Origin of the sequence: Pseudomonas sp. R43(2017) (assembly GCF_002112345.1) — a bacterium.
Lineage (GTDB): Bacteria > Pseudomonadota > Gammaproteobacteria > Pseudomonadales > Pseudomonadaceae > Aquipseudomonas > Aquipseudomonas kribbensis.
This window is the reverse complement of sequence record NZ_NEHJ01000007.1, coordinates 194,508-214,260: the sequence shown is the minus strand read 5'-3', so window position 1 is coordinate 214,260 and position 19,753 is coordinate 194,508. Positions and strand designations below refer to the sequence as shown.

Genomic DNA, 19,753 nt, shown 5'->3' with positions numbered 1-19,753 from the left:
ACAAAGCCATCTTAACAACTGTCATTTATGACAGTAGCCATGAACCTTTATCCACTTTAACGTCCTGAACAACCGGAGCGGGTGCTCTGGCTATTAACTTAATTGCTCGGGGTTTTAATAATGCTAGTTCATGAACGCGACGAGCTGGATACGTCCAAAAGCAAAACTACCGGACTTATCCTTGCCGAAATTCCAGGTGAACGTCCCTTTTCCACCACCGACGTCTTCTTACATTTTGGAGGAGGCGGTGAACCAAATGGATTTATTATCGGAAAATTAGAAAACCGTGTAATTAACATTGGGTTCCCTAAAGGAATAGGCAACACCGAAAATTACGTCATCAAACAGTACCCAGAAGATTTTTCAACAGGAGATCTACGATGGGACTATCGGCCACAGGCGGGGGAAACAGTCATTGCAGACAAAGGGTCGATCAAATTAAAGGTGAGCCACACCAATAAAAGCACGGAAGGTACATTCGAGTTCTCTACCAAAGAAACCCCTCCTAGAAAAATCACGGGAGAATTTAACTTAAAAAATCCTTAAAAAGTTAGTTCATCTTAATAATCGACTGTAGTCACTACGCAGTGACTACAGCCACTTCCATTTTTAACTCAACAAACCTTCAATGTCGCCCAGGCCGTCGATCAACGCCTGATTCTGTTCCGGCGTACCGATCGAGATCCGCAGGAACTGGGCAATCCGTTCCTGCTTGAAGTGGCGCACGATCACACCCTGCTCACGCAGTTTGGCCGCCAGCCCCGCCGCATCGTGTTGCGGATGCCGGGCGAAGATGAAGTTGGCTGCTGACGGCAGCACTTCAAAACCCTTGGCCTGCAACTGGGCAACCACCCACTCACGACTCTCGATGACCAGTGCGCAGGTCTTGTCGAAGTATTCGCGATCCTCGAACGCTGCCGCTGCACCGACATTGGCCATGCGATCGATCGGATAGGAGTTGAAGCTGTTCTTGACCCGCTCCAGCGCCTCGATCAGGTCCGGATGGCCGACCGCCAGACCGACCCGCAGGCCCGCCAGCGAACGGGACTTGGACAGGGTCTGGGTCACCAGCAGGTTCGGATAACGGTCCACCAGACTGATCGCGGTTTCACCGCCGAAGTCGATGTAGGCCTCGTCGACCACCACCACCGAATCCGGGCTGGCCTTGAGGATTTGCTCGACCGCTTCCAGCGCCAGCAGGCAACCGGTCGGCGCGTTCGGGTTGGGGAAGATGATCCCGCCGTTCGGTTTGGCGTAGTCCGCCGGGTTGATACGGAACTGTGCATCCAGCGGCACCGCATCGAACTTGATGCCGTACAGGCCGCAGTAGACCGGATAGAAGCTGTAGCTGATATCCGGGAACAGCAGCGGCTGATCGTGTTGCAGCAGGCCGTGGAAGATGTGCGCCAGCACTTCGTCCGAACCGTTGCCGAGGAACACCTGACTACTCTGAACGCCGTAGTAGTTGGCGACGGTGTTTTTCAGCAGATCGCTGTTCGGATCCGGGTACAGACGCAGGTTGTCATTGAGTTCGGTCTGCATCGCCGCCAGGGCTTTTGGCGACGGGCCGTACGGGTTTTCGTTGGTGTTGAGTTTGACCAGACGGGTCAGCTTCGGCTGCTCGCCCGGCACGTAAGGCACCAGATCCTTGACGAACGGGCTCCAGAATTTACTCATGTTCAGTTCCCCTTCACTTCGTCTTTGATGCGGTATTCGGCGCTGCGCGCGTGGGCGCTCAGGGATTCGCCACGGGCCAGGATCGAGGCGGTCTTGCCAAGTTCCGAAGCACCGGCCTCGGAGCAGAAGATGATCGACGAACGTTTCTGGAAGTCGTACACACCCAGCGGCGACGAGAAACGCGCAGTGCCGGAAGTCGGCAGCACGTGGTTCGGGCCAGCGCAGTAGTCGCCCAGCGCTTCGGAAGTGTGACGGCCCATGAAGATCGCACCGGCGTGGCGAATCTGCGGCAGCCAGGCCTGCGGATCGGCGACCGACAGCTCAAGGTGTTCCGGCGCGATGCGGTTGGCGACTTCGATGGCCTGAGCCATGTCACGCACGTGAATCAGGGCGCCACGGCCATTGATCGAAGTTTCGATGATGGTCGCGCGATCCATGGTCGGCAGCAGTTTGTCGATGCTGGCGGCGACCTTGTCGAGGAACTCGGCGTCCGGGCTGACCAGAATCGCCTGGGCGTCTTCGTCGTGCTCGGCCTGGGAGAACAGGTCCATGGCGATCCAGTCCGGATCGGTCTGGCCGTCGCACACCACGAGGATTTCCGACGGGCCGGCGATCATGTCGATACCGACCTGGCCGAACACGTGGCGCTTGGCAGTCGCCACATAGATGTTGCCCGGGCCGACGACCTTGTCCACCTGCGGCACACTTTCAGTACCGTAGGCCAGCGCTGCAACCGCTTGCGCACCACCGATGGTGAACACCCGGTCGACACCGGCAATGCACGCCGCCGCCAGTACCAATTCGTTGACCTCGCCACGCGGGGTCGGCACCACCATCACCACTTCGGTGACGCCCGCGACCTTGGCCGGAATCGCGTTCATCAAGACCGACGACGGGTACGACGCCTTGCCGCCTGGCACGTACAGGCCGGCGCGATCCAGTGGCGTGACTTTCTGGCCCAGCACCGTGCCGTCGGCTTCGGTGTAGCTCCAGGAGTCCTGCTTCTGTTTTTCGTGGTAGCTGCGCACCCGGGCGGCGGCTTTTTCCAGCGCTTCGCGTTGCGCCACAGTGATGCGGGTCAGGGCCAGTTCCAGGCGCTCGCGCGGCAGGATCAGGTCCGCCATCGAAGCGACTTCGAGACCGTCGAACTTCTGGGTGAACTCGACCAGCGCCGCGTCACCGCGTTCGCGCACAGCCTTGATGATGTCCAGCACTCGCTGATTGACCGAGTCGTCAGACACACTTTCCCAGCTCAGCAGATGATCCAGATGATGCGCGAAATCCGGGTCAGCAGCGTTGAGTCGGCGAATTGCAGTCGGTGCGGTCATAGCGAGAGCCTCATAGGAATGGCAAAAACTCAGGCGCCCTAACTTAGCAGTCGTTTCCGCTTGGGCACCTGAGATTCTGGCTATGAGGCGGATAGACGGGCGCGACTTAACGTCGCGCAGGTACATCAGCCGCGGTGTCGAGACTCCACTGCCTTGCGCAGTGTGTCGATCAACGCCTGGATTCGGGCGTGTTGCATTTTCATCGAAGCTTTATTGACCACCAGACGCGAGCTGATCGTGGCGATCAGTTCCTGGGGTTCGAGACCGTTGGCACGCAGGGTGTTGCCGGTGTCGACCACGTCGATGATCTTGTCGGCCAGACCGATCAGTGGCGCCAGTTCCATCGAGCCGTACAGCTTGATGATGTCGACCTGACGGCCCTGTTCGGCGTAGTAACGCTTGGCAACGTTGACGAATTTGGTGGCGACGCGCAGACGACCCTTGGGCTCGACGGCACCGACCTTGCCGGCGGTCATCAGCTTGCACTGGGCAATCTGCAGGTCCAGCGGTTCGTACAGGCCTTGACCCGTGTATTCCATCAGCACGTCTTTACCGGCAACGCCGAGGTCGGCCGCACCATGCTCGACATAGGTCGGCACGTCGGTGGCGCGCACGATCAACAGGCGAACGTCTTCCTGGGTCGTGGGAATGATCAGCTTGCGGCTTTTGTCCGGATTCTCGGTCGGCACGATGCCCGCTTCGGCGAGAAGCGGCAGGGTGTCGTCAAGGATGCGGCCCTTGGACAGTGCGATGGTCAACATGGGAAACGTCAGTCCTTATCAAGGTACTCATGTCCGGTCGCAATCGGCGCCGGACATACATCGAGGGCGTTACCACCCCCGATCAAAACGAATTCAACGGACACTTCCCTGTGTCCCGATGCAGCGACTAGCCCGGAACGCGACGGATTTTGGCGCCCAGCATCTGCAGTTTTTCCTCGATGCACTCGTAACCACGGTCGATGTGGTAGATGCGGTCGATCAGGGTATCGCCTTCGGCCATCAGGGCCGAGATCACCAGGCTGGCAGAAGCCCGCAGGTCGGTTGCCATCACTGGCGCACCCTTGAGGATTTCAGTGCCGGTGACGATGGCGGTGTTGCCTTCGACCTGGATCTTGGCGCCCATGCGGTGCAGTTCGTAGACGTGCATGAACCGGTTTTCGAAGATCGTCTCGATCACGGCACCAGTGCCTTCGGCAATGGCGTTGAGCGAGATGAACTGCGCCTGCATGTCGGTCGGGAACGCCGGGTACGGCGCGGTGCGCACGTTGACAGCCTTCGGACGCTTGCCGTGCATGTCCAGCTCGATCCAGTCTTCGCCGCTGGTGATTTCGGCACCGGCTTCACGGAGCTTTTCCAGAACGGCTTCGAGGATGGTCGGATCAGTGTCCTTGACCTTCACGCGACCGCCGGTGACCGCAGCGGCCACCAGGTAGGTGCCGGTTTCGATACGGTCAGGCATGACCTTGTAGAAGGCCGAACCCAGACGCTCGACGCCATCGATGGTGATGGTGTCGGTACCGGCGCCGGAAACCTTGGCACCCATGGCGTTCAGGAAGTTCGCCAGGTCGACCACTTCAGGTTCGCGGGCGGCGTTCTGCAACACGCTGCGGCCCTTGGCCAGAGCAGCGGCCATCATGATGTTCTCGGTACCGGTCACGCTGACGGTATCGAAGAAGAAGTGCGCACCGCGCAGGCCGCCTTCAGGCGCCTTGGCCTTGATGTAGCCGCCTTCGACGTCGATGATCGCACCCATGGCTTCGAGGCCGCGGATGTGCAGGTCAACCGGACGCGAACCGATGGCGCAACCGCCAGGCAGGGCGACTTCGGCTTCACCGAAACGGGCAACCATCGGGCCGAGCACCAGGATCGACGCACGCATGGTTTTCACCAGCTCGTACGGGGCGACCAGGGTCTTGATGGTGCGCGGGTCGATTTCGACGCTGAGCTTCTCGTCGATCACAGGCTCGATGCCCATGCGACCGAACAGCTCGATCATGGTGGTGATGTCGTGCAGGTGCGGCAGGTTGCCGACGGTGACCGGACCATCGCACAGCAGAGTGGCGGCCAGGATCGGCAGGGCGGAGTTCTTCGCCCCGGAAATGCGGATCTCGCCATCAAGACGAGCGCCACCGGTAATAATCAATTTATCCATAACAATCTCGACGCCCTAGGGCTCAGGTGCGCTCGGCCCAGGCCGCGCTGCTGAAAAATTTCATAGTGACCGCGTGGATGCTGCCATCGGCGATCCAAGGGTTCAAATGGGCATAGATGCTTTGCTGACGCTTGACCGGGCTCAACGCCGCCAGTTCATCGCTAATCACGTTCAGCTGAAAGTTGCAGCCTTCGCCTTCGACTTCCACCTGCGTTCCTGGCAGCTTTCCTTCAAGGAAGCTCTTCACTTCTACGGCCTGCATGCTCAACCTCAATCGGCGCCCTGTGCGCACGGGTCGGACATCATACAAAAAAGCCCCGCGCCTGCGAACCCCGCTGCGCAGGACTCTGACGGGGGGCTTCTTTATAGATGCGGGTTCAGGGTTGCGCCAACAGCTCGGTCAGCTCGCTGACCTGAGCAATTTCACGCATGTCTTCCGGCATCCCGCGGATGCTGACCGCCTTACCGGCGGCTTTCGCATCGCGAATGAAGCACAGCAGCAACGACAGGCCGACGCTGCTGGACTTTTCCACCGCCGAACAATCGATCACCAATGCCGGGGCATTGCACGACTTGATCAGCGCCCGGCCCTGTTCCCGAAGGCCAGGACCGGTGCGGTAATCCAGCACACCGGTGAGCTGAAGCTGACTGGCTTCGTCCAGACGAATGGCCGACTCGGTCATTGGGCAGGCTTCTCTTGTTTCTCGGCGGTCTGCTTGGCCTTGGCCACTTCGCCGGCCCAGCCGTTGATGGTCTTGTCCAGGTCGTTGCCGTTGCGCTGCATCGCGTCGGCGAACTGGTCACGGAACAGCTTGCCGATGTTGATGCCGTTGATGATCACGTTGCGCAGCTTCCACTCGCCGTTGATCTTCTCCAGCGTGTACTGAACCGGATAGATCGCGCCGTTGTTGCCCTTGACGGTCATGCCGACGCTGGTGCGGTCGCCCGACTCATCCTTCGGCGCATCAACGGTGATGCCCTGGTTGTTGTATTCCAGCAAGGCGTTGCCATAGAACTGGAACAGGCCACGCTTGAAGTTTTCCTGGAAGGTCTGCATCTGCGCCGGGGTGGCCTTGCGCGAGTACTTGACCGTCATGATGCTTTTGGAAATGCCTTCGGCATCCACCACCGGACCCACGATGGTATTCAGCGCGGTGTAGAAGTCTTGCGGGTCCTGCTTGTACTTCTCTTTATTGGCCGCCAGATCGGCGAGCATCCGGTTGGTGGTGTCCTGGACCAGATCGTGCGCCGACTGCCCGGGCGCAGCGTTTGCCAGCAGTGGCAGTGTCGCAAGCAACACCAACAGGCCACGTCGCAAGGTAGAGATCATTCAAAAGCTCCTCATTTGGCGTCTTTGCTAACGGTATTGAGCAGGAATTTACCGATCAGGTCTTCCAGCACCAGAGACGACTGGGTGTCGTGAATGGTTCCACCATCCTTGAGCCGGGTTTCTTCCCCGCCCACGCTGATGCCGATGTACTTCTCGCCCAACAGGCCAGCGGTCAGGATAGACGCTGTGGAGTCGGTCGGCAGGTTGTCGACCTTTTTATCCACCAGCAGGGTCACCCGGCCGGTAAAGCTGTCGCGGTCCAGATCGATCGCCGTGACCTTGCCGATGGTCACACCGGCCATGGTCACTTTGGCTCTGACCGTCAGACCGGCGATATTGTCGAAGTAGGCATACAGCTTGTAGGTATCAGTAGTCGAAGTCGGAGACAGGCCACTGACCCGCAGGGCAAGCAGCAACAAGGCCAGGATCCCTGCCAGCAGGAACAGGCCGACACCGATTTCCAGGGTGCGGTTTTGCATCAGAAATCTCCAAACATCAAAGCGGTCAGAATAAAGTCCAGGCCGAGCACTGCCAGCGAGGCGAATACTACGGTCTTGGTGGTGGCACGACTGATTCCCTCGGAAGTGGGTTCACAGTCATAGCCTTGGAATACGGCGATCCAGGTCACGACAAAGGCGAAAACGATACTTTTGATCACGCCGTTGAGCACGTCGCTGGAGAAGTTGACGCTGTTCTGCATGTTCGCCCAGTAGGAGCCTTCATAGACGCCCAGCCAGTCGACCGCGACCCAGGAACCGCCCCAGATGCCGACCACGCTGAAAATCATCGCCAGCACCGGCAGGGAAATGAAACCGGCCCACAGACGCGGAGCGATGATGTACTTGAGCGGATCGACACCGATCATTTCCAGGCTGGACAACTGTTCGGTGGACTTCATGTTGCCGATTTCCGCCGTCAGCGCCGAACCGGCGCGACCGGCGAACAGCAGCGCCGTCACCACCGGGCCCAGCTCACGCAGCAAGGTCAAGGCAACCATCTGCCCCACCGCCTGCTCCGAGCCATAGCTCGACAGGATGTTGAACCCCTGCAGCGCCAGCACCATGCCGATGAAAATCCCGGAAACGACGATAATCACCAGCGACATCACGCCGACCGAATGCAGCTGTTTGACCAGCAGGCCGAAACCGCCGCCTATGCCACCACGCCCCAGCAAGGCATGAAACAGGAACAGCGTCGCCCGTCCGAATACCCCGACGGCATCGATAGCCGATTCGCCGAACCGACGTACGCGTTCTATTAATGAGATTCTGCGCATCAACGTTTCCCCAGAAGATCTGCGCGGTAATCCGTCGCTGGAAAGTGATACGGAACCGGACCATCGGGATCGCCGGTCATGAACTGACGGATACGCGGTTCATCCGAGTTCATCAACTCGTCCGGCGTACCCTGCCCCAGCACCTGACCATCGCCCACCACATAGATGTAATCGGCAATGCTCGCGGTTTCGGCGAGATCGTGGGATACCACGATACTGGTGATTCCCAACGCGTCGTTGAGCAGGCGGATCAGGCGCACCAGAACGCCCATGGCGATCGGGTCCTGGCCGACGAACGGTTCGTCATACATGAGAATCTGCGGATCAAGCGCAATCGCCCGGGCCAGAGCCACGCGGCGTTTCATGCCACCGGACAGCTCATCGGGCATCAACTCGATGGCGCCCCGCAGACCGACCGCCTGCAATTTGAGCAGCACGATGTCGCGGATCATCTCTTCCGGCAACTGGGTATGAACGCGCAGGGGAAAGGCGACGTTCTCGAACACATCGAGATCGGTGAACAGCGCGCCGCTCTGAAACAGCACGCCCATGTGCTTGCGCGCATCAAACAGATCGCTGCGCGACAGCTTCGGCAGGTTCTGGCCGTTGACCCAGACCTCGCCCTGCGATGGCCGCAACTGGGCACCCATCAGGCGCAGCAGCGTGGTCTTGCCACACCCGGAAGGCCCCATGATGCCGGTGACCTTGCCGCGCGGGATGCGGATATCGACGTTATTGAAAATGCTCCGCGCACCGCGCTTGAAGGAGACTCCCTTCAGCTCGACCGCGTAGGCGTTATCGGCACTCATCTAAACTCCTTGCGATGCAGCCTCTCACTCGGACGCCTGGCTTTCTGGAGAAAGCCCTTACATCCCGGGCAGGCCGAACTGGCGGCGAACTATATCACTGCAAAGGGCAAGCGCCCAAGGCCTCTCCCCGGCCACGTTCAGCGATATGACAGGCCCGAGGCTTCTATAAAAGGGATTTAGTAACCGGGAATGACAAAGCACGACGAACTTGCGTGAGGCTTTTCAACATAACCGCTATAATCGCCGCCTTTTCATCGGGCTATACGATTTCTGACATGAGCCAAACCAGCGACCTGATTCAATCGGCACAACGCACCATCCGCCTCGAAGTGGAAGCCGTACAAGGCTTGTTGCCCCATATCGACGCCGATTTCGTACGCGCTTGCGAGATGATTCTGGCCAGCAAGGGCCGTGTAGTGGTGGTCGGCATGGGCAAGTCCGGGCACATCGGCAACAAGATTGCCGCGACCCTGGCCAGCACCGGCACCCCGGCGTTCTTCGTACATCCGGCCGAAGCCAGTCATGGCGACATGGGCATGATCACCCGTGACGACGTGATCCTGGCCCTGTCGAATTCCGGTTCCACCAACGAAATCGTCACCCTGCTGCCGTTGATCAAGCGCCTGGGCATCCAGTTGATCAGCGTGACCGGCAACCCGCAATCACCGCTGGCAAAGGCGGCGGAGGTCAATCTCAACGTTCACGTCGAGCACGAAGCCTGCCCGCTGAACCTGGCGCCGACTTCCTCGACCACTGCGGCACTGGTCATGGGCGACGCCCTGGCCGTGGCGCTGCTGGAAGCCCGCGGTTTCACCGCCGAAGATTTCGCCTTTTCCCACCCGGGTGGCGCACTCGGCCGACGCTTGCTGCTGAAAGTGGAAAACGTCATGCACGCAGGTCAGGAGCTGCCGCAGGTACAACGCGGCACCCTGCTCAAGGACGCACTGATGGAAATGACCCGCAAGGGTCTGGGAATGACCGTCATTCTCGAGGCCGATGGCAAGCTTGCCGGGATCTTCACCGACGGCGACCTGCGCCGCACACTGGATCGCAGCATCGATATCCACAGCGCGACCATCGATCAGGTGATGACCGTGCATGGCAAGACCGCACGCGCCGAGATGCTGGCCGCCGAGGCCCTGAAAATCATGGAAGACCATCGAATCAACGCGCTTGTCGTCGTGGATGAGGACGATCGCCCGATCGGCGCCTTCAACCTCTCCGACCTGCTGCGCGCAGGAGTGATGTAAATGAGCACCGATCTGCTGCAACGCGGCAAAGCCATCAAACTGGCGGTTTTCGACGTCGACGGCGTCCTTACCGACGGACGCCTGTACTTCCTTGAAGACGGTAGCGAGTTCAAGACTTTCAATACACTCGACGGCCAGGGCATCAAGATGCTGATGAACGCGGGCGTACAGACTGCCATCATCAGCGGTCGCAAGACCCCGGTGGTCGAGCGTCGGGCAAAAAACCTCGGTATTCCGCACCTGTTTCAGGGCCGCGAAGACAAACTCGTCGTCCTCGACGGCCTTCTCGAGCAACTGGGCCTAAGCTATGAACAGGTCGCCTATCTCGGTGACGACCTGCCCGACCTGCCGGTGATCCGCCGGGTGGGACTTGGCATGGCGGTGGCCAACGCGGCGACCTTTGTGCGCGAGCATGCCCATGGCGTTACCCAGGCCCGTGGTGGCGAGGGTGCCGCCCGTGAATTCTGCGAACTGATCCTGCGCGCCCAGGGCAGCCTCGATGCCGCCAACAACGCGTACCTGTGAGTCAAACCATGTTTAGCAAAAAGTTTCGCAACATCCTGCTGTTCGGTTGCATCGCCGCCATTTTCGGCGCGGTCGGCTACTGGAACATCAGCCCGGAACGTTTCCTCGACAAGCCTCCTGTCTCGGCAGAAGAGAGCCCGATCGACTGGTACGCGACCAACACCCACACCTTGCAATACCTGGAAGACGGCAAGGTGCAGTACGAAATGACCTCCGACAAGGCCGAGCACGTCAAGGCGACCGACATTACACTGGTCACCAAACCCGACCTGAACATGTATCGCGGCACAGACTTCCCGTGGCACGTGACCAGCGAGCGCGGTGAAGTGAATTCCGGCGGCACCGAAGTCGAGCTGATCGACTCGGTTCGCGTCAAGCGCACCGATGAAAAGAACCGCGACACCCTGATCACCAGCACCCGAATGACGGTGTTCCCTCAGCAGCAATATGCGCAGACCCAGCAACCCGTTAGAATCGACGGCGCTGGCGGTGTATCGACCGGCGTGGGAATGAAAGCGTATTTGAAGGAAAGCAGGATACACCTGCTATCGAACGTAAGAGGACAGTATGAGGCTCGTTAAAACCCTCCCTATTTTGCTCAGTCTGGGCGCAGCACTGGGAAGCGTGAGCGCCTGGGCTCTGCCGAACGATCAGGAGCAGCCAATCCGCATTCAGGCCGACGATGCCCAGCTGGACGACAAGAATGGCGTTGCCACTTACAAAGGCGCGGTGATCATCACCCAGGGTTCGATGATCGTCAAAGGCGACACCGTAACGCTGACACGCAACCCGGCCGGCGAGATCGACGTGGTGACTTCGGTAGGCAACCTGGCCTATTTCGAACAACTGCAGACCGCTGGCGACAAGAAGCCCGTCCAGGGCTGGGGCGTGACCATTCAGTACCACGCGCAGCAAAACCGCGTCGTGCTGATCGACAAGGCCAAGGTCGTCGACAAGGACAACAACACCACTCAGGGCGAGAAGATCGTCTATGACACGGTGAAGAAACTCGCCAGCGCCGGTCGCGCTACCGGCAACAAGGTCACCGAAGCGCGTCCGCGCATCGACATGGTGATCCAGCCGAAGAAGAAAACCGACGAGAAAACCCAGTAATGGCAACCCTGAAAGCTCAGCACCTGGCCAAGGCCTATAAAAGCCGCCAGGTCGTGCGTGACGTCAGCCTGTCGATCGACAGCGGTCAGATCGTCGGTCTGCTCGGCCCCAACGGCGCCGGCAAGACCACCTGCTTCTACATGATTGTCGGCCTGGTGCAGGCCGATCAGGGCCGCGTCCTGATCGACGACCTGGACGTCAGCCACCAGCCGATGCACGGCCGCGCCAAGGCCGGTATCGGCTATCTGCCGCAGGAAGCCTCGATCTTCCGCAAGCTGTCGGTGGCCGACAACATCATGGCCATCCTCGAGACCCGGCAGGAGCTCGACAAGGCCGGCCGTCGCAAGGAGCTGGAAAGCCTGCTGCAGGAATTCCACATCAGCCATATCCGCGACAACCTCGGCATGAGCCTGTCCGGTGGCGAGCGTCGCCGGGTGGAAATCGCCCGCGCACTGGCCACCGCACCGAAATTCATCCTGCTCGACGAACCGTTCGCCGGTGTCGACCCGATCTCCGTGGGCGACATCAAGCAGATCATCCACCACCTCAAGGCCAAGGGCATCGGTGTACTGATCACCGACCACAACGTCCGCGAGACGCTGGATATCTGCGAAACGGCCTACATCGTCAATGACGGCCAGCTGATCGCCGAAGGCGACTCCGCGACCATCCTCGCCAACGATCTGGTGAAGGAAGTGTATCTGGGTCACGAGTTCCGCCTGTAAGCGCGACAGCATTCGACCAGCCGTCCGGGTGCTGTAACGTTGAAGCGCATTTTTATACGCTTTTATTGTTACAGCGCTCTAGGCAAACACGACAGTTTCAGGCATATAATTTGCTTAAGTTTGGCGCCTCGGCGCCCTGTAGTGGATGGCGCATAGCGCCGGCGAATAAGGTGTTAAGCCCCTGCCATGAAACCATCGCTAGTCTTGAGAATGGGCCAGCAGCTGACGATGACACCGCAGCTGCAACAGGCCATCCGCCTGCTCCAATTGTCGACCCTGGATCTGCAACAGGAAATTCAGGAGGCTCTGGAATCCAACCCGATGCTCGAACGCCAGGAAGACGGCGACGACTTCGACAATTCCGACCCGCTGGCCGACAACGCCGAACAGAAGCCCAATACCGAGATCCAGGAACCTTCCTACCAGGAAACCGCGCCGACGGTCGACAATCTCGAGGACGGCGAATGGAACGAGCGAATCCCCAACGAACTGCCTGTCGACACCGCCTGGGAAGACGTCTACCAGACCAGCGCCAGCAGCCTGCCGAGCAGCGATGACGACGAGTGGGACTTCACCACCCGCACCTCCGCCGGCGAAAGCCTGCAAAGCCACCTGCTGTGGCAGTTGAACCTGGCGCCGATGTCCGACACCGATCGCCTGATCGCCGTGACCCTGATCGATTGCATCAACAATCAGGGCTACCTCGACGAAACCCTCGAAGAAATCCTCGACGCCTTCGATCCGGAGCTCGATATCGAGCTGGACGAGATCGAAGCCGTCCTGCACCGCATCCAGCAATTCGAACCCGCCGGCATTGGCGCACGCAACCTGGGCGAATGTCTGTTGCTGCAATTGCGCCAGCTGTCGGCCAAGACCCCTTGGCTGGCCGAAGCCAAGCGACTGGTCACCGATTACATCGACCTGCTCGGCAGCCGCGACTACAGCCAGCTGATGCGCCGCATGAAGCTCAAGGAAGATGAACTGCGCCAGGTCATCGAACTGGTCCAGAGCCTCAACCCGCGCCCCGGCTCGCAGATCGAATCCACCGAAGCCGAATACGTGGTCCCTGACGTGATCGTGCGCAAGGACAACGAGCGCTGGCTGGTCGAGCTGAACCAGGAGTCGGTGCCGCGCCTGCGGGTCAACGCTCAATACGCCGGTTTCGTCCGTCGCGCCGACACCAGCGCCGACAACACCTTCATGCGCAATCAGTTGCAGGAGGCCCGCTGGTTCATCAAGAGCCTGCAGAGCCGCAACGAAACCCTGATGAAGGTTGCCACCCAGATCGTCGAGCATCAGCGCGGCTTCCTGGAATACGGCGACGAAGCGATGAAGCCACTCGTGCTGCATGACATCGCCGAGGCAGTCGGCATGCATGAGTCGACGATTTCCCGGGTGACCACGCAGAAATTCATGCATACCCCCCGGGGCATATATGAACTGAAATACTTTTTCTCCAGCCACGTCAGCACCTCCGAAGGCGGCGAATGCTCGTCCACGGCGATCCGCGCGATCATCAAGAAACTGGTCGCCGCGGAAAATCAGAAAAAGCCGTTGAGTGACAGCAAGATCGCTGGTTTACTGGAGGCACAAGGCATTCAGGTGGCTCGCCGCACCGTCGCCAAGTACCGCGAATCCCTCGGGATCGCGCCTTCGAGCGAACGCAAGCGGTTGATGTAAGCCACGTTACAGCGTTCCAGTGGCAGGCTTTTCGGCCTGCCGCTTTATGCACTGGCAACGAAGGAGAAGCTGTATGCAAGTCAACATCAGTGGACACCAACTGGAAGTTACCCAACCTCTCCGTGAATACGTTGAGCAAAAGCTCAAGAGGCTTGAGGGACATTTCGACAAGATCACCAACGTGCAAGTCACGATGTGCGTCGAAAAGCTGAAGCAGAAAATCGAAGCCACGCTGCATATTCCCGGCAACGAGGTCGTCGCAAACGCGGAACATACCGACATGTACGCAGCGATCGACGCGCTGACCGACAAGCTTGATAAACAACTCAAAAAGCATAAGGAAAAGACCCAGAGCCTGCTTCAGGGCGCTACCGGTCGATAACCCCCACCCCCATGATCCGACTTGAAAGCATCCTGACCCCCGGCCGTTCCCTGGTGAACGTGCCGGGCGGCAGTAAAAAGAAAGCCCTCGAACAAATTGCCAACCTGATCGCCCGGGAAAAACCGGATCTGGAGATGCAAGATGTCTTCGAGGCGCTGATTGCCCGTGAAAAACTCGGTTCGACCGGTTTTGGCAACGGCATTGCCATTCCCCATTGCCGCCTCAAGGGTTGTGAGTCGCCCATCAGCGCCTTGATGCACCTGGAAGCCCCTATCGATTTCGATGCCATCGATGGCGCACCGGTCGACCTGCTGTTCGTGCTGCTGGTCCCGGAAGCCGCCACCGATGCACACCTGGAATTGCTGCGCCAGATCGCCAGCATGCTCGATCGCAAGGAAGTACGCGAAAAGCTGCGTCGCGCCACCACCAACGAAGCCTTGTATCAGGTTGTCCTGGACGAGCAAAACGGGCACTAAACATGCGCTTGATCATCGTCAGTGGCCGCTCCGGCTCGGGCAAAAGCACGGCCCTGGATGTCCTTGAGGACAACGGCTACTACTGCATCGACAATCTGCCGGCGGGCCTGCTGCCGGAACTGGCAGAACGCGCCCTGATTCATACGGAACTGTCTCAGCCACTGGTCGCGGTATCGATCGATGCGCGCAACCTGCCAAGCCACCTTTCGCGTTTTCCGGAGTTGCTCGAGGAAGTCCGCAACCGGCACATCCAGTGCGACGTTCTGTATCTGGATGCCGATGAAGAAACCCTTCTCAAGCGTTTCTCGGAAACCCGACGCCGTCACCCGCTGAGCAGTGCCAACCGCTCGCTGGCTGAAGCCATCAACGATGAAACCGCCCTGCTGGGCCCGATCGCCGATCTGGCCGACCTGAAGGTCAATACCACCAATCTGAACCTGTATCAGTTGCGCGACACCATCAAGCTGCGGCTGCTGAACCAGCCGGAGCCCGGTACGGCGTTTCTGGTGGAGTCGTTCGGTTTCAAACGCGGCATGCCGGTGGATGCGGATCTGGTGTTCGATGTACGCTGCCTGCCCAACCCGTACTGGAAACCGGAACTACGTGCGCAATCCGGACTCGATGAGCCGGTAGCCGAATATCTGGCGGCACAGCCGGAAGTCGAAGAGATGTTCCAGGACATCTATGCGTATCTGTTCAAATGGTTGCCGCGCTTCGCTGCGAGCAACCGTGCCTACGTGACCATTGCCATTGGCTGCACCGGCGGACATCACCGTTCCGTCTACCTGACCGAACGCCTGGGTCAGGCCCTGCAGAAAACCCTGAAGAACGTCCAGGTTCGCCACCGCGACCTCAGCTAAAGGATTCACACCGCGATGCCTGCTCTGGAAATCGAAATCATCAACAAGCTGGGCCTGCATGCCCGGGCGTCGGCAAAGTTCGTGGGCGTGGCGGGTCAGTATCCCGACTGCACGATCAGAGTGGGTCGCACCCCGGAAACCACGGTAGATGGCAAAAGCATCATGGCGATGATGATGCTTGCTGCCGGCAAGGGCACAAAGATCCACCTGAGCACCGAAGGCCATCAGGAACAGGAAGCCATGGATGCTCTGGTGGCACTGATCAACAACTACTTCGACGAAGGCGGTTGAAAGTCCTTTGTGGCGAGAGATGCGCCTCTCGCCACGCTTATCCCAGCGCGGTATCCATCACCATCATCAGGCAGAAGCCGATCAATAATCCCAGGCTCGCCAGCTTGTCGTGACCATTGCGTCGCGATTCCGGGATCACTTCGTGTGTCACCACCAGCAACATCGCCCCGGCCGCCAGCGCCAATCCGAGGGGCAACAACAATTCCGCCAGACTGACCAGCCACGCACACAGCAGCGCGAACACCGGCTCGACCAGACCTGACGCCGCCCCGATCAGAAACGCCTTGACCCGCGACATCCCCGCCCCGGCCAACACCAGCGCAATCACCAACCCTTCCGGCACGTCCTGCAAGGCGATGCCCATCGCCAGGCTGTCCGCGTCCGGCATGCCGCCGCCAGCGGAGACGCCAACGGCCATGCCTTCCGGGATGTTATGGGCAATGATGGCAAACACGAACAGCCAGATTCGCGGCGGAATAACCGGATGCTCGACGGTGCCGATGAGCATTTCCGGTGAAGCGCCGGACAACCTGCGGTCGACCAGATACAGCGCGAAAGCACCGAGCATGATGCCGAAACAGATCAGGCCACTGGCGCCCCAAGGACTCAGCCCAAGGCTTTCGGCGGCGGCAATCCCCGGCACGATCAACGAAAACGCGGTCGCCGCCAGCATCACGCCGGCACCAAAACCCAGCAGCGTGTCGCCCAATGCCTGAGGCATGTTGCGGATCACCAGCACCGGAACCGCTCCCAGTGCCGTGCCGAGCGCGCAGATCGCACCGCCCTGCAATGCCCGGGACAGTTTCGGCTCCAGGTTCAGCCATTCCAGTCCGTGAGCCACCAGCAAGGTCATGCCCGCCAACAGCAGCAGCGACCCGAATGCGTAACGAAACATTCGTCCGCTTCCGATCGCCAGTGTTTCAGTGCCCATAGTCAGCCCTGGATTGTTTTTATAGGAGACTTAAACCAGTGCAGCCTGATAACGCGCAGCGACTTCAGGCCAGTTGATCACGTTGTAGAACGCGCTGATGTATTCCGGGCGGCGGTTCTGATAACGCAGGTAGTAGGCGTGTTCCCACACGTCGAGTCCGAGAATCGGCGTATTGCCGTTCATCAGCGGGCTGTCCTGGTTGCCGCTGCTTTCCACCACCAGTTTCTTGTCGGGGGTGACACTGAGCCACGCCCAGCCGCTGCCGAAGCGGGTCAGCGCAGCCTTGGTGAAGGCTTCCTTGAAGCTGTCGAGGCCGCCGAGCTGCTCATCGATCGCCCTGGCCAGCGCGCCGTCCGGCTTGCCGCCACCACCTGGCACCATCACTTCCCAGAACAGCGAATGGTTGGCATGACCGCCGCCCTGATTGATCACCGCCGCACGCAGTTTTTCCGGCAGTTGCTGGACGCTGGCGACGAGTTTTTCCACCGGCCACTCGGCGTATTCCGTGCCCTCGACCGCGGCGTTCAGGTTGTTGATGTAGGTCTGGTGATGCTTGGTGTAGTGAATCTCCATGGTCTGCGCATCGATGTGCGGCTCCAGTGCGTCGTAGGCGTAAGGCAGGGCTGGCAGGGTAAAAGCCATTTCAGTGGACTCCATGGTGATGTTGGGCAGGCACGCGGCGCGCATTGCCGGTATCCGGGTGCAGCAAGCGCTGGGTGCGCGGGTATTCGCCGTGTTCGCTGATGAAATTGAGCAGCTCGACATAGGTCTTGCTGCTCTGACGCAGCGCCGCTTCGCGCAGGGCCGGGCGCAGGCGCTCGTCCTGCATGGTCTGCAACAGGCGTTGATGGATCGCGCAGAGGTACTCGGCGCTCTCCTCCGGCTGGTTCAGACGCAGATGCAGATCGGCCAGGTTGTGATGGGAGATGACGCAGGCCGCCACCGCTTCGTCGGCATCGGCCCAGCGCTCGAACAGCACTTGCGCCAAAGCGAGGGCCTGCAGATAGGCCTCGCGGGCGTCGATCAACTCGCCCAGCATGAAGCAGCGATTGGCCCGTTCGATCGTACGTTTCCAGTGCTCCATGATGAGCCTCCAAAGCGGTTGCGGTGTTTACACGCCGCCGGCGGTGAGTTTCTCGGGATTGAGCAACTCTTCCAGCTGGCTGCGCGACAGATCGGTGTGTTCCAGCGCGACGTCGATCACCGGACGGCCCTGTTTGTAGGCCTGCTTGGCGATTTCGGCGGCCTTCTGGTAACCGATGATCGGGTTGAGCGCGGTGACCAGAATCGGGTTGCGCGACAGCGCTTCCTTGAGCCGCGACTCGTTGACCTTGAAGCTGGCAATCGCCTTGTCACCCAGCAGACGACTGGAGTTGGCCAGCAACTCGATGCTGCTCAACAGGTTCTGGGCGATGATCGGCAGCATCACGTTCAGTTCGAAATTGCCCGACTGACCGGCGATGGTGATCACCGAGTCGTTACCGATGACTTGCGCCGCCACCATCGCAGTGGCTTCCGGAATCACCGGATTGACCTTGCCCGGCATGATCGACGAGCCCGGTTGCAGGCCTTCCAGTTCGATTTCACCGAGGCCGGCGAGCGGACCGGAGTTCATCCAGCGCAGGTCGTTGGCGATTTTCATCAACGACACGGCGGTAGCCTTGAGCTGGCCCGACACGGCCACGGCGGTGTCCTGCGAACCGATCAGTGCGAACAGGTCCTTGCCCGGGGTGAATTGCACGTTGGTCAGTTGGCTCAACTGACGGCTGAAACGCGCAGCGAATTCCGGATGCGCATTGATCCCGGTGCCGACCGCCGTACCGCCCTGGGCCAGGGATTGCAGGCTTGGCAGCAAGTCCTGCAGATGACCGATATTGGCCTTGAGCTGTTGCGCCCAACCGTTGAGTACCTGGCTCATGCGCACCGGCATGGCGTCCATCAAGTGAGTACGGCCGGTCTTGACGTGGTGATGCACCTGCTTGGCTTTGCCCTCGATCACTTGCACCAGATGCAGCAGCGCCGGCAGCAACTGTTCGTGCAGGGCCAGCGCGGCGCTGACGTGGATGGTGGTCGGGATGATGTCGTTGCTGCTCTGCCCGCAGTTGACGTGATCGTTGGCATTCACCGGCTCGTCGAGCAGGCGGCTGGCCAGGGTGGCGATCACTTCGTTGGCGTTCATGTTGGAGCTGGTGCCGGAACCGGTCTGGAAGATATCCACCGGGAAATGCTGCATGAAATCGCCTTCAAGCAGCCCCTGGGCCGCGTCGCTGATGGCCTTGCCTTGCGCGGCGCTGAGCTGATTGAGTTCGACGTTGGCCCGGGCGGCGGCAGCTTTTGCCAGGATCAGCGCGCGGATGAACTGGGTCGGCATCGGCTTGCCGCTGATCGGGAAGTTATCCACTGCACGCTGGGTCTGCGCGCCGTAGAGAGCGTCCACCGGCACCTGCAGTTCGCCCATGCTGTCGCGCTCAATACGTGTCTTGGTCATCTGAAAATCCTTGCACCAGTTCAATAAGAGGAATGGAGGGTTGCAACTCGCAGGTGGCGAGCTGCCAGGTGTAGCTCTGCCAGCGTTTGAGCCGACATTTGCACAGCGACAGGCGTTCCATCTCACGCAGCGGGCGCCAGGCCTGATCGAGGCAGAGGCTGCGCCAGTGCCACGGCAATGCGATATCGGTGGCCGTGTCGAGCAGCAGACGGAAAGAGGTTTCAGCGACAGTCCAGGGCGAGGTCGCCGTGCAACAGGCGAGGTACCGGCCTTCGGCCAGGTAGTGTTCGATCAGACGCGGTTCGTCGGGATCCATGGCGCAACGGATCTGGCGACTCATCCAGCGCCAGCTTTCGAGGTACGGCTGCTCGTGCAAGGCAGAACTCATGATCCTGGGCTCATCCGATAATGAGATTTATTATTAGATGATAATGAGAACCAAAACAAGAGTGGCTTTT

General features: G+C 59.8%; 26 protein-coding genes. 11 read left to right on the top strand and 15 right to left on the bottom strand.

Annotated elements, in window-relative coordinates:
* The first annotated feature begins 120 nt into the window (after positions 1-120).
* Positions 121-546 (top strand): hypothetical protein, encoded by a 426-nt coding sequence (locus tag CAG02_RS29610; RefSeq protein ID WP_139831901.1) that lies wholly within the window; start codon positions 121-123, stop codon positions 544-546.
* A 63-nt stretch (positions 547-609) separates the two neighbouring features.
* On the opposite strand, the gene hisC is transcribed toward CAG02_RS29610, so the two are convergent.
* The 10 genes from hisC to CAG02_RS20610 form a co-directional block, all read right to left on the bottom strand.
* The gene (gene hisC / locus CAG02_RS20655) at positions 610-1,677 is read right to left on the bottom strand and encodes a histidinol-phosphate transaminase (protein ID WP_085711772.1); all 1,068 of its coding nucleotides are present in this window, start codon (positions 1,675-1,677) and stop codon (positions 610-612) included.
* A gap of 2 nt (positions 1,678-1,679) precedes the next feature.
* Complete coding sequence (hisD, locus tag CAG02_RS20650) at positions 1,680-3,005, bottom strand: histidinol dehydrogenase (RefSeq protein ID WP_085711773.1); 1,326 nt, start codon at positions 3,003-3,005, stop codon at positions 1,680-1,682.
* A gap of 125 nt (positions 3,006-3,130) precedes the next feature.
* Entirely contained in the window at positions 3,131-3,766 is a 636-nt protein-coding gene (gene hisG, locus CAG02_RS20645; protein WP_007953554.1) for an ATP phosphoribosyltransferase, read from the bottom strand.
* A gap of 127 nt (positions 3,767-3,893) precedes the next feature.
* A complete protein-coding gene (gene murA / locus CAG02_RS20640) occupies positions 3,894-5,159 on the bottom strand; it encodes a UDP-N-acetylglucosamine 1-carboxyvinyltransferase (RefSeq protein WP_085711774.1) in 1,266 nt (421 codons plus the stop codon).
* Between the two features lie 22 nt (positions 5,160-5,181).
* On the bottom strand, positions 5,182-5,421 hold the full coding sequence (locus CAG02_RS20635) for a BolA family protein (protein ID WP_007953556.1): 240 nt from the start codon (positions 5,419-5,421) through the stop codon (positions 5,182-5,184).
* 115 nt (positions 5,422-5,536) lie between these two features.
* Positions 5,537-5,842: a lipid asymmetry maintenance protein MlaB gene (locus CAG02_RS20630; RefSeq protein WP_085711775.1), complete on the bottom strand. Its 306-nt coding sequence runs from the start codon at positions 5,840-5,842 to the stop codon at positions 5,537-5,539.
* A complete protein-coding gene (locus tag CAG02_RS20625; protein ID WP_085711776.1) occupies positions 5,839-6,489 on the bottom strand; it encodes a phospholipid-binding protein MlaC in 651 nt (216 codons plus the stop codon). Before CAG02_RS20625 ends, CAG02_RS20630 begins: the two co-directional genes overlap by 4 nt.
* Before the next feature lie 11 nt (positions 6,490-6,500).
* A complete protein-coding gene (gene mlaD / locus CAG02_RS20620) occupies positions 6,501-6,968 on the bottom strand; it encodes an outer membrane lipid asymmetry maintenance protein MlaD (protein WP_085711777.1) in 468 nt (155 codons plus the stop codon).
* The gene (gene mlaE / locus CAG02_RS20615) at positions 6,968-7,765 is read right to left on the bottom strand and encodes a lipid asymmetry maintenance ABC transporter permease subunit MlaE (RefSeq protein WP_085711778.1); all 798 of its coding nucleotides are present in this window, start codon (positions 7,763-7,765) and stop codon (positions 6,968-6,970) included. Before mlaE ends, mlaD begins: the two co-directional genes overlap by 1 nt.
* Entirely contained in the window at positions 7,765-8,574 is an 810-nt protein-coding gene (locus CAG02_RS20610; RefSeq protein ID WP_085711779.1) for an ATP-binding cassette domain-containing protein, read from the bottom strand. The genes mlaE and CAG02_RS20610 overlap by 1 nt, the downstream gene beginning before the upstream one ends.
* A 275-nt stretch (positions 8,575-8,849) precedes the next feature.
* On the opposite strand from CAG02_RS20610, the gene CAG02_RS20605 reads away from it, so the two are divergent.
* The 10 genes from CAG02_RS20605 (at position 8,850) to CAG02_RS20560 (ending at position 15,876) form a co-directional block, all read left to right on the top strand.
* Positions 8,850-9,824: a KpsF/GutQ family sugar-phosphate isomerase gene (locus CAG02_RS20605; RefSeq protein WP_085711780.1), complete on the top strand. Its 975-nt coding sequence runs from the start codon at positions 8,850-8,852 to the stop codon at positions 9,822-9,824.
* Positions 9,825-10,349, top strand: a complete 525-nt coding sequence (locus tag CAG02_RS20600) for an HAD family hydrolase (RefSeq protein WP_085711781.1) — start codon at positions 9,825-9,827, stop codon at positions 10,347-10,349.
* Positions 10,350-10,357: 8 nt separating this feature from the next.
* Positions 10,358-10,930, top strand: a complete 573-nt coding sequence (gene lptC, locus CAG02_RS20595) for an LPS export ABC transporter periplasmic protein LptC (protein WP_085711782.1) — start codon at positions 10,358-10,360, stop codon at positions 10,928-10,930.
* Entirely contained in the window at positions 10,917-11,462 is a 546-nt protein-coding gene (lptA, locus tag CAG02_RS20590) for a lipopolysaccharide transport periplasmic protein LptA (protein ID WP_065260850.1), read from the top strand. Before lptC ends, lptA begins: the two co-directional genes overlap by 14 nt.
* On the top strand, positions 11,462-12,187 hold the full coding sequence (gene lptB, locus CAG02_RS20585; protein WP_007953572.1) for an LPS export ABC transporter ATP-binding protein: 726 nt from the start codon (positions 11,462-11,464) through the stop codon (positions 12,185-12,187). Before lptA ends, lptB begins: the two co-directional genes overlap by 1 nt.
* 186 nt (positions 12,188-12,373) lie before the next feature.
* Positions 12,374-13,867: an RNA polymerase factor sigma-54 gene (locus CAG02_RS20580; RefSeq protein WP_085711783.1), complete on the top strand. Its 1,494-nt coding sequence runs from the start codon at positions 12,374-12,376 to the stop codon at positions 13,865-13,867.
* Positions 13,868-13,940: 73 nt separating this feature from the next.
* Positions 13,941-14,249, top strand: coding sequence for a ribosome hibernation-promoting factor, HPF/YfiA family (gene hpf / locus CAG02_RS20575; RefSeq protein WP_007953578.1), 309 nt, complete (start codon positions 13,941-13,943; stop codon positions 14,247-14,249).
* An 11-nt stretch (positions 14,250-14,260) separates the two neighbouring features.
* On the top strand, positions 14,261-14,725 hold the full coding sequence (gene ptsN, locus CAG02_RS20570; RefSeq protein WP_085711784.1) for a PTS IIA-like nitrogen regulatory protein PtsN: 465 nt from the start codon (positions 14,261-14,263) through the stop codon (positions 14,723-14,725).
* Positions 14,726-14,727: 2 nt separating this feature from the next.
* Positions 14,728-15,585 (top strand): RNase adapter RapZ, encoded by an 858-nt coding sequence (gene rapZ, locus CAG02_RS20565; RefSeq protein ID WP_085711785.1) that lies wholly within the window; start codon positions 14,728-14,730, stop codon positions 15,583-15,585.
* Between the two features lie 15 nt (positions 15,586-15,600).
* The gene (locus CAG02_RS20560) at positions 15,601-15,876 is read left to right on the top strand and encodes an HPr family phosphocarrier protein (RefSeq protein ID WP_085711786.1); all 276 of its coding nucleotides are present in this window, start codon (positions 15,601-15,603) and stop codon (positions 15,874-15,876) included.
* A gap of 37 nt (positions 15,877-15,913) precedes the next feature.
* On the opposite strand, the gene CAG02_RS20555 is transcribed toward CAG02_RS20560, so the two are convergent.
* From CAG02_RS20555 to CAG02_RS20535, 5 genes are read right to left on the bottom strand one after another with little or no spacing between them, the layout of a single operon-like run.
* Positions 15,914-16,807: a ZIP family metal transporter gene (locus CAG02_RS20555; protein ID WP_085711787.1), complete on the bottom strand. Its 894-nt coding sequence runs from the start codon at positions 16,805-16,807 to the stop codon at positions 15,914-15,916.
* Between the two features lie 30 nt (positions 16,808-16,837).
* Positions 16,838-17,449, bottom strand: a complete 612-nt coding sequence (locus CAG02_RS20550) for a superoxide dismutase (RefSeq protein ID WP_085711788.1) — start codon at positions 17,447-17,449, stop codon at positions 16,838-16,840.
* A gap of 1 nt (position 17,450) precedes the next feature.
* Positions 17,451-17,891, bottom strand: a complete 441-nt coding sequence (locus CAG02_RS20545) for a hypothetical protein (protein WP_085711789.1) — start codon at positions 17,889-17,891, stop codon at positions 17,451-17,453.
* 27 nt (positions 17,892-17,918) lie between these two features.
* Positions 17,919-19,295 carry a lyase family protein gene (locus tag CAG02_RS20540; RefSeq protein WP_085711790.1) on the bottom strand — a complete coding sequence of 459 codons (1,377 nt, stop codon included), beginning with the start codon at positions 19,293-19,295 and terminating at the stop codon, positions 17,919-17,921.
* Positions 19,276-19,683 carry a FagA protein gene (locus tag CAG02_RS20535; protein ID WP_085711791.1) on the bottom strand — a complete coding sequence of 136 codons (408 nt, stop codon included), beginning with the start codon at positions 19,681-19,683 and terminating at the stop codon, positions 19,276-19,278. Before CAG02_RS20535 ends, CAG02_RS20540 begins: the two co-directional genes overlap by 20 nt.
* Between the last annotated feature and the right edge of the window lie 70 nt (positions 19,684-19,753).

Excerpts from the sequence above, each read along its gene's own strand:
- CAG02_RS20535 (WP_085711791.1), bottom strand. The coding sequence starts at position 19,683 with ATGAGTTCTGCCTTGCACGAGCAGCCGTACCTCGAAAGCTGGCGCTGG.
- hisG (WP_007953554.1), bottom strand. The coding sequence starts at position 3,766 with ATGTTGACCATCGCACTGTCCAAGGGCCGCATCCTTGACGACACCCTG.
- mlaD (WP_085711777.1), bottom strand. The coding sequence starts at position 6,968 with ATGCAAAACCGCACCCTGGAAATCGGTGTCGGCCTGTTCCTGCTGGCA.
- mlaE (WP_085711778.1), bottom strand. The coding sequence starts at position 7,765 with ATGCGCAGAATCTCATTAATAGAACGCGTACGTCGGTTCGGCGAATCG.
- CAG02_RS20630 (WP_085711775.1), bottom strand. The coding sequence starts at position 5,842 with ATGACCGAGTCGGCCATTCGTCTGGACGAAGCCAGTCAGCTTCAGCTC.
- CAG02_RS20635 (WP_007953556.1), bottom strand. The coding sequence starts at position 5,421 with ATGCAGGCCGTAGAAGTGAAGAGCTTCCTTGAAGGAAAGCTGCCAGGA.
- hpf (WP_007953578.1), top strand. The coding sequence starts at position 13,941 with ATGCAAGTCAACATCAGTGGACACCAACTGGAAGTTACCCAACCTCTC.
- CAG02_RS20580 (WP_085711783.1), top strand. The coding sequence starts at position 12,374 with ATGAAACCATCGCTAGTCTTGAGAATGGGCCAGCAGCTGACGATGACA.
- CAG02_RS20625 (WP_085711776.1), bottom strand. The coding sequence starts at position 6,489 with ATGATCTCTACCTTGCGACGTGGCCTGTTGGTGTTGCTTGCGACACTG.
- hisC (WP_085711772.1), bottom strand. The coding sequence starts at position 1,677 with ATGAGTAAATTCTGGAGCCCGTTCGTCAAGGATCTGGTGCCTTACGTG.
- CAG02_RS29610 (WP_139831901.1), top strand. The coding sequence starts at position 121 with ATGCTAGTTCATGAACGCGACGAGCTGGATACGTCCAAAAGCAAAACT.
- rapZ (WP_085711785.1), top strand. The coding sequence starts at position 14,728 with ATGCGCTTGATCATCGTCAGTGGCCGCTCCGGCTCGGGCAAAAGCACG.
- CAG02_RS20600 (WP_085711781.1), top strand. The coding sequence starts at position 9,825 with ATGAGCACCGATCTGCTGCAACGCGGCAAAGCCATCAAACTGGCGGTT.
- hisD (WP_085711773.1), bottom strand. The coding sequence starts at position 3,005 with ATGACCGCACCGACTGCAATTCGCCGACTCAACGCTGCTGACCCGGAT.
- CAG02_RS20555 (WP_085711787.1), bottom strand. The coding sequence starts at position 16,807 with ATGGGCACTGAAACACTGGCGATCGGAAGCGGACGAATGTTTCGTTAC.
- CAG02_RS20550 (WP_085711788.1), bottom strand. The coding sequence starts at position 17,449 with ATGGCTTTTACCCTGCCAGCCCTGCCTTACGCCTACGACGCACTGGAG.
- lptB (WP_007953572.1), top strand. The coding sequence starts at position 11,462 with ATGGCAACCCTGAAAGCTCAGCACCTGGCCAAGGCCTATAAAAGCCGC.
- CAG02_RS20540 (WP_085711790.1), bottom strand. The coding sequence starts at position 19,295 with ATGACCAAGACACGTATTGAGCGCGACAGCATGGGCGAACTGCAGGTG.
- lptA (WP_065260850.1), top strand. The coding sequence starts at position 10,917 with ATGAGGCTCGTTAAAACCCTCCCTATTTTGCTCAGTCTGGGCGCAGCA.
- CAG02_RS20545 (WP_085711789.1), bottom strand. The coding sequence starts at position 17,891 with ATGGAGCACTGGAAACGTACGATCGAACGGGCCAATCGCTGCTTCATG.
- ptsN (WP_085711784.1), top strand. The coding sequence starts at position 14,261 with ATGATCCGACTTGAAAGCATCCTGACCCCCGGCCGTTCCCTGGTGAAC.
- CAG02_RS20605 (WP_085711780.1), top strand. The coding sequence starts at position 8,850 with ATGAGCCAAACCAGCGACCTGATTCAATCGGCACAACGCACCATCCGC.
- murA (WP_085711774.1), bottom strand. The coding sequence starts at position 5,159 with ATGGATAAATTGATTATTACCGGTGGCGCTCGTCTTGATGGCGAGATC.
- lptC (WP_085711782.1), top strand. The coding sequence starts at position 10,358 with ATGTTTAGCAAAAAGTTTCGCAACATCCTGCTGTTCGGTTGCATCGCC.
- CAG02_RS20560 (WP_085711786.1), top strand. The coding sequence starts at position 15,601 with ATGCCTGCTCTGGAAATCGAAATCATCAACAAGCTGGGCCTGCATGCC.
- CAG02_RS20610 (WP_085711779.1), bottom strand. The coding sequence starts at position 8,574 with ATGAGTGCCGATAACGCCTACGCGGTCGAGCTGAAGGGAGTCTCCTTC.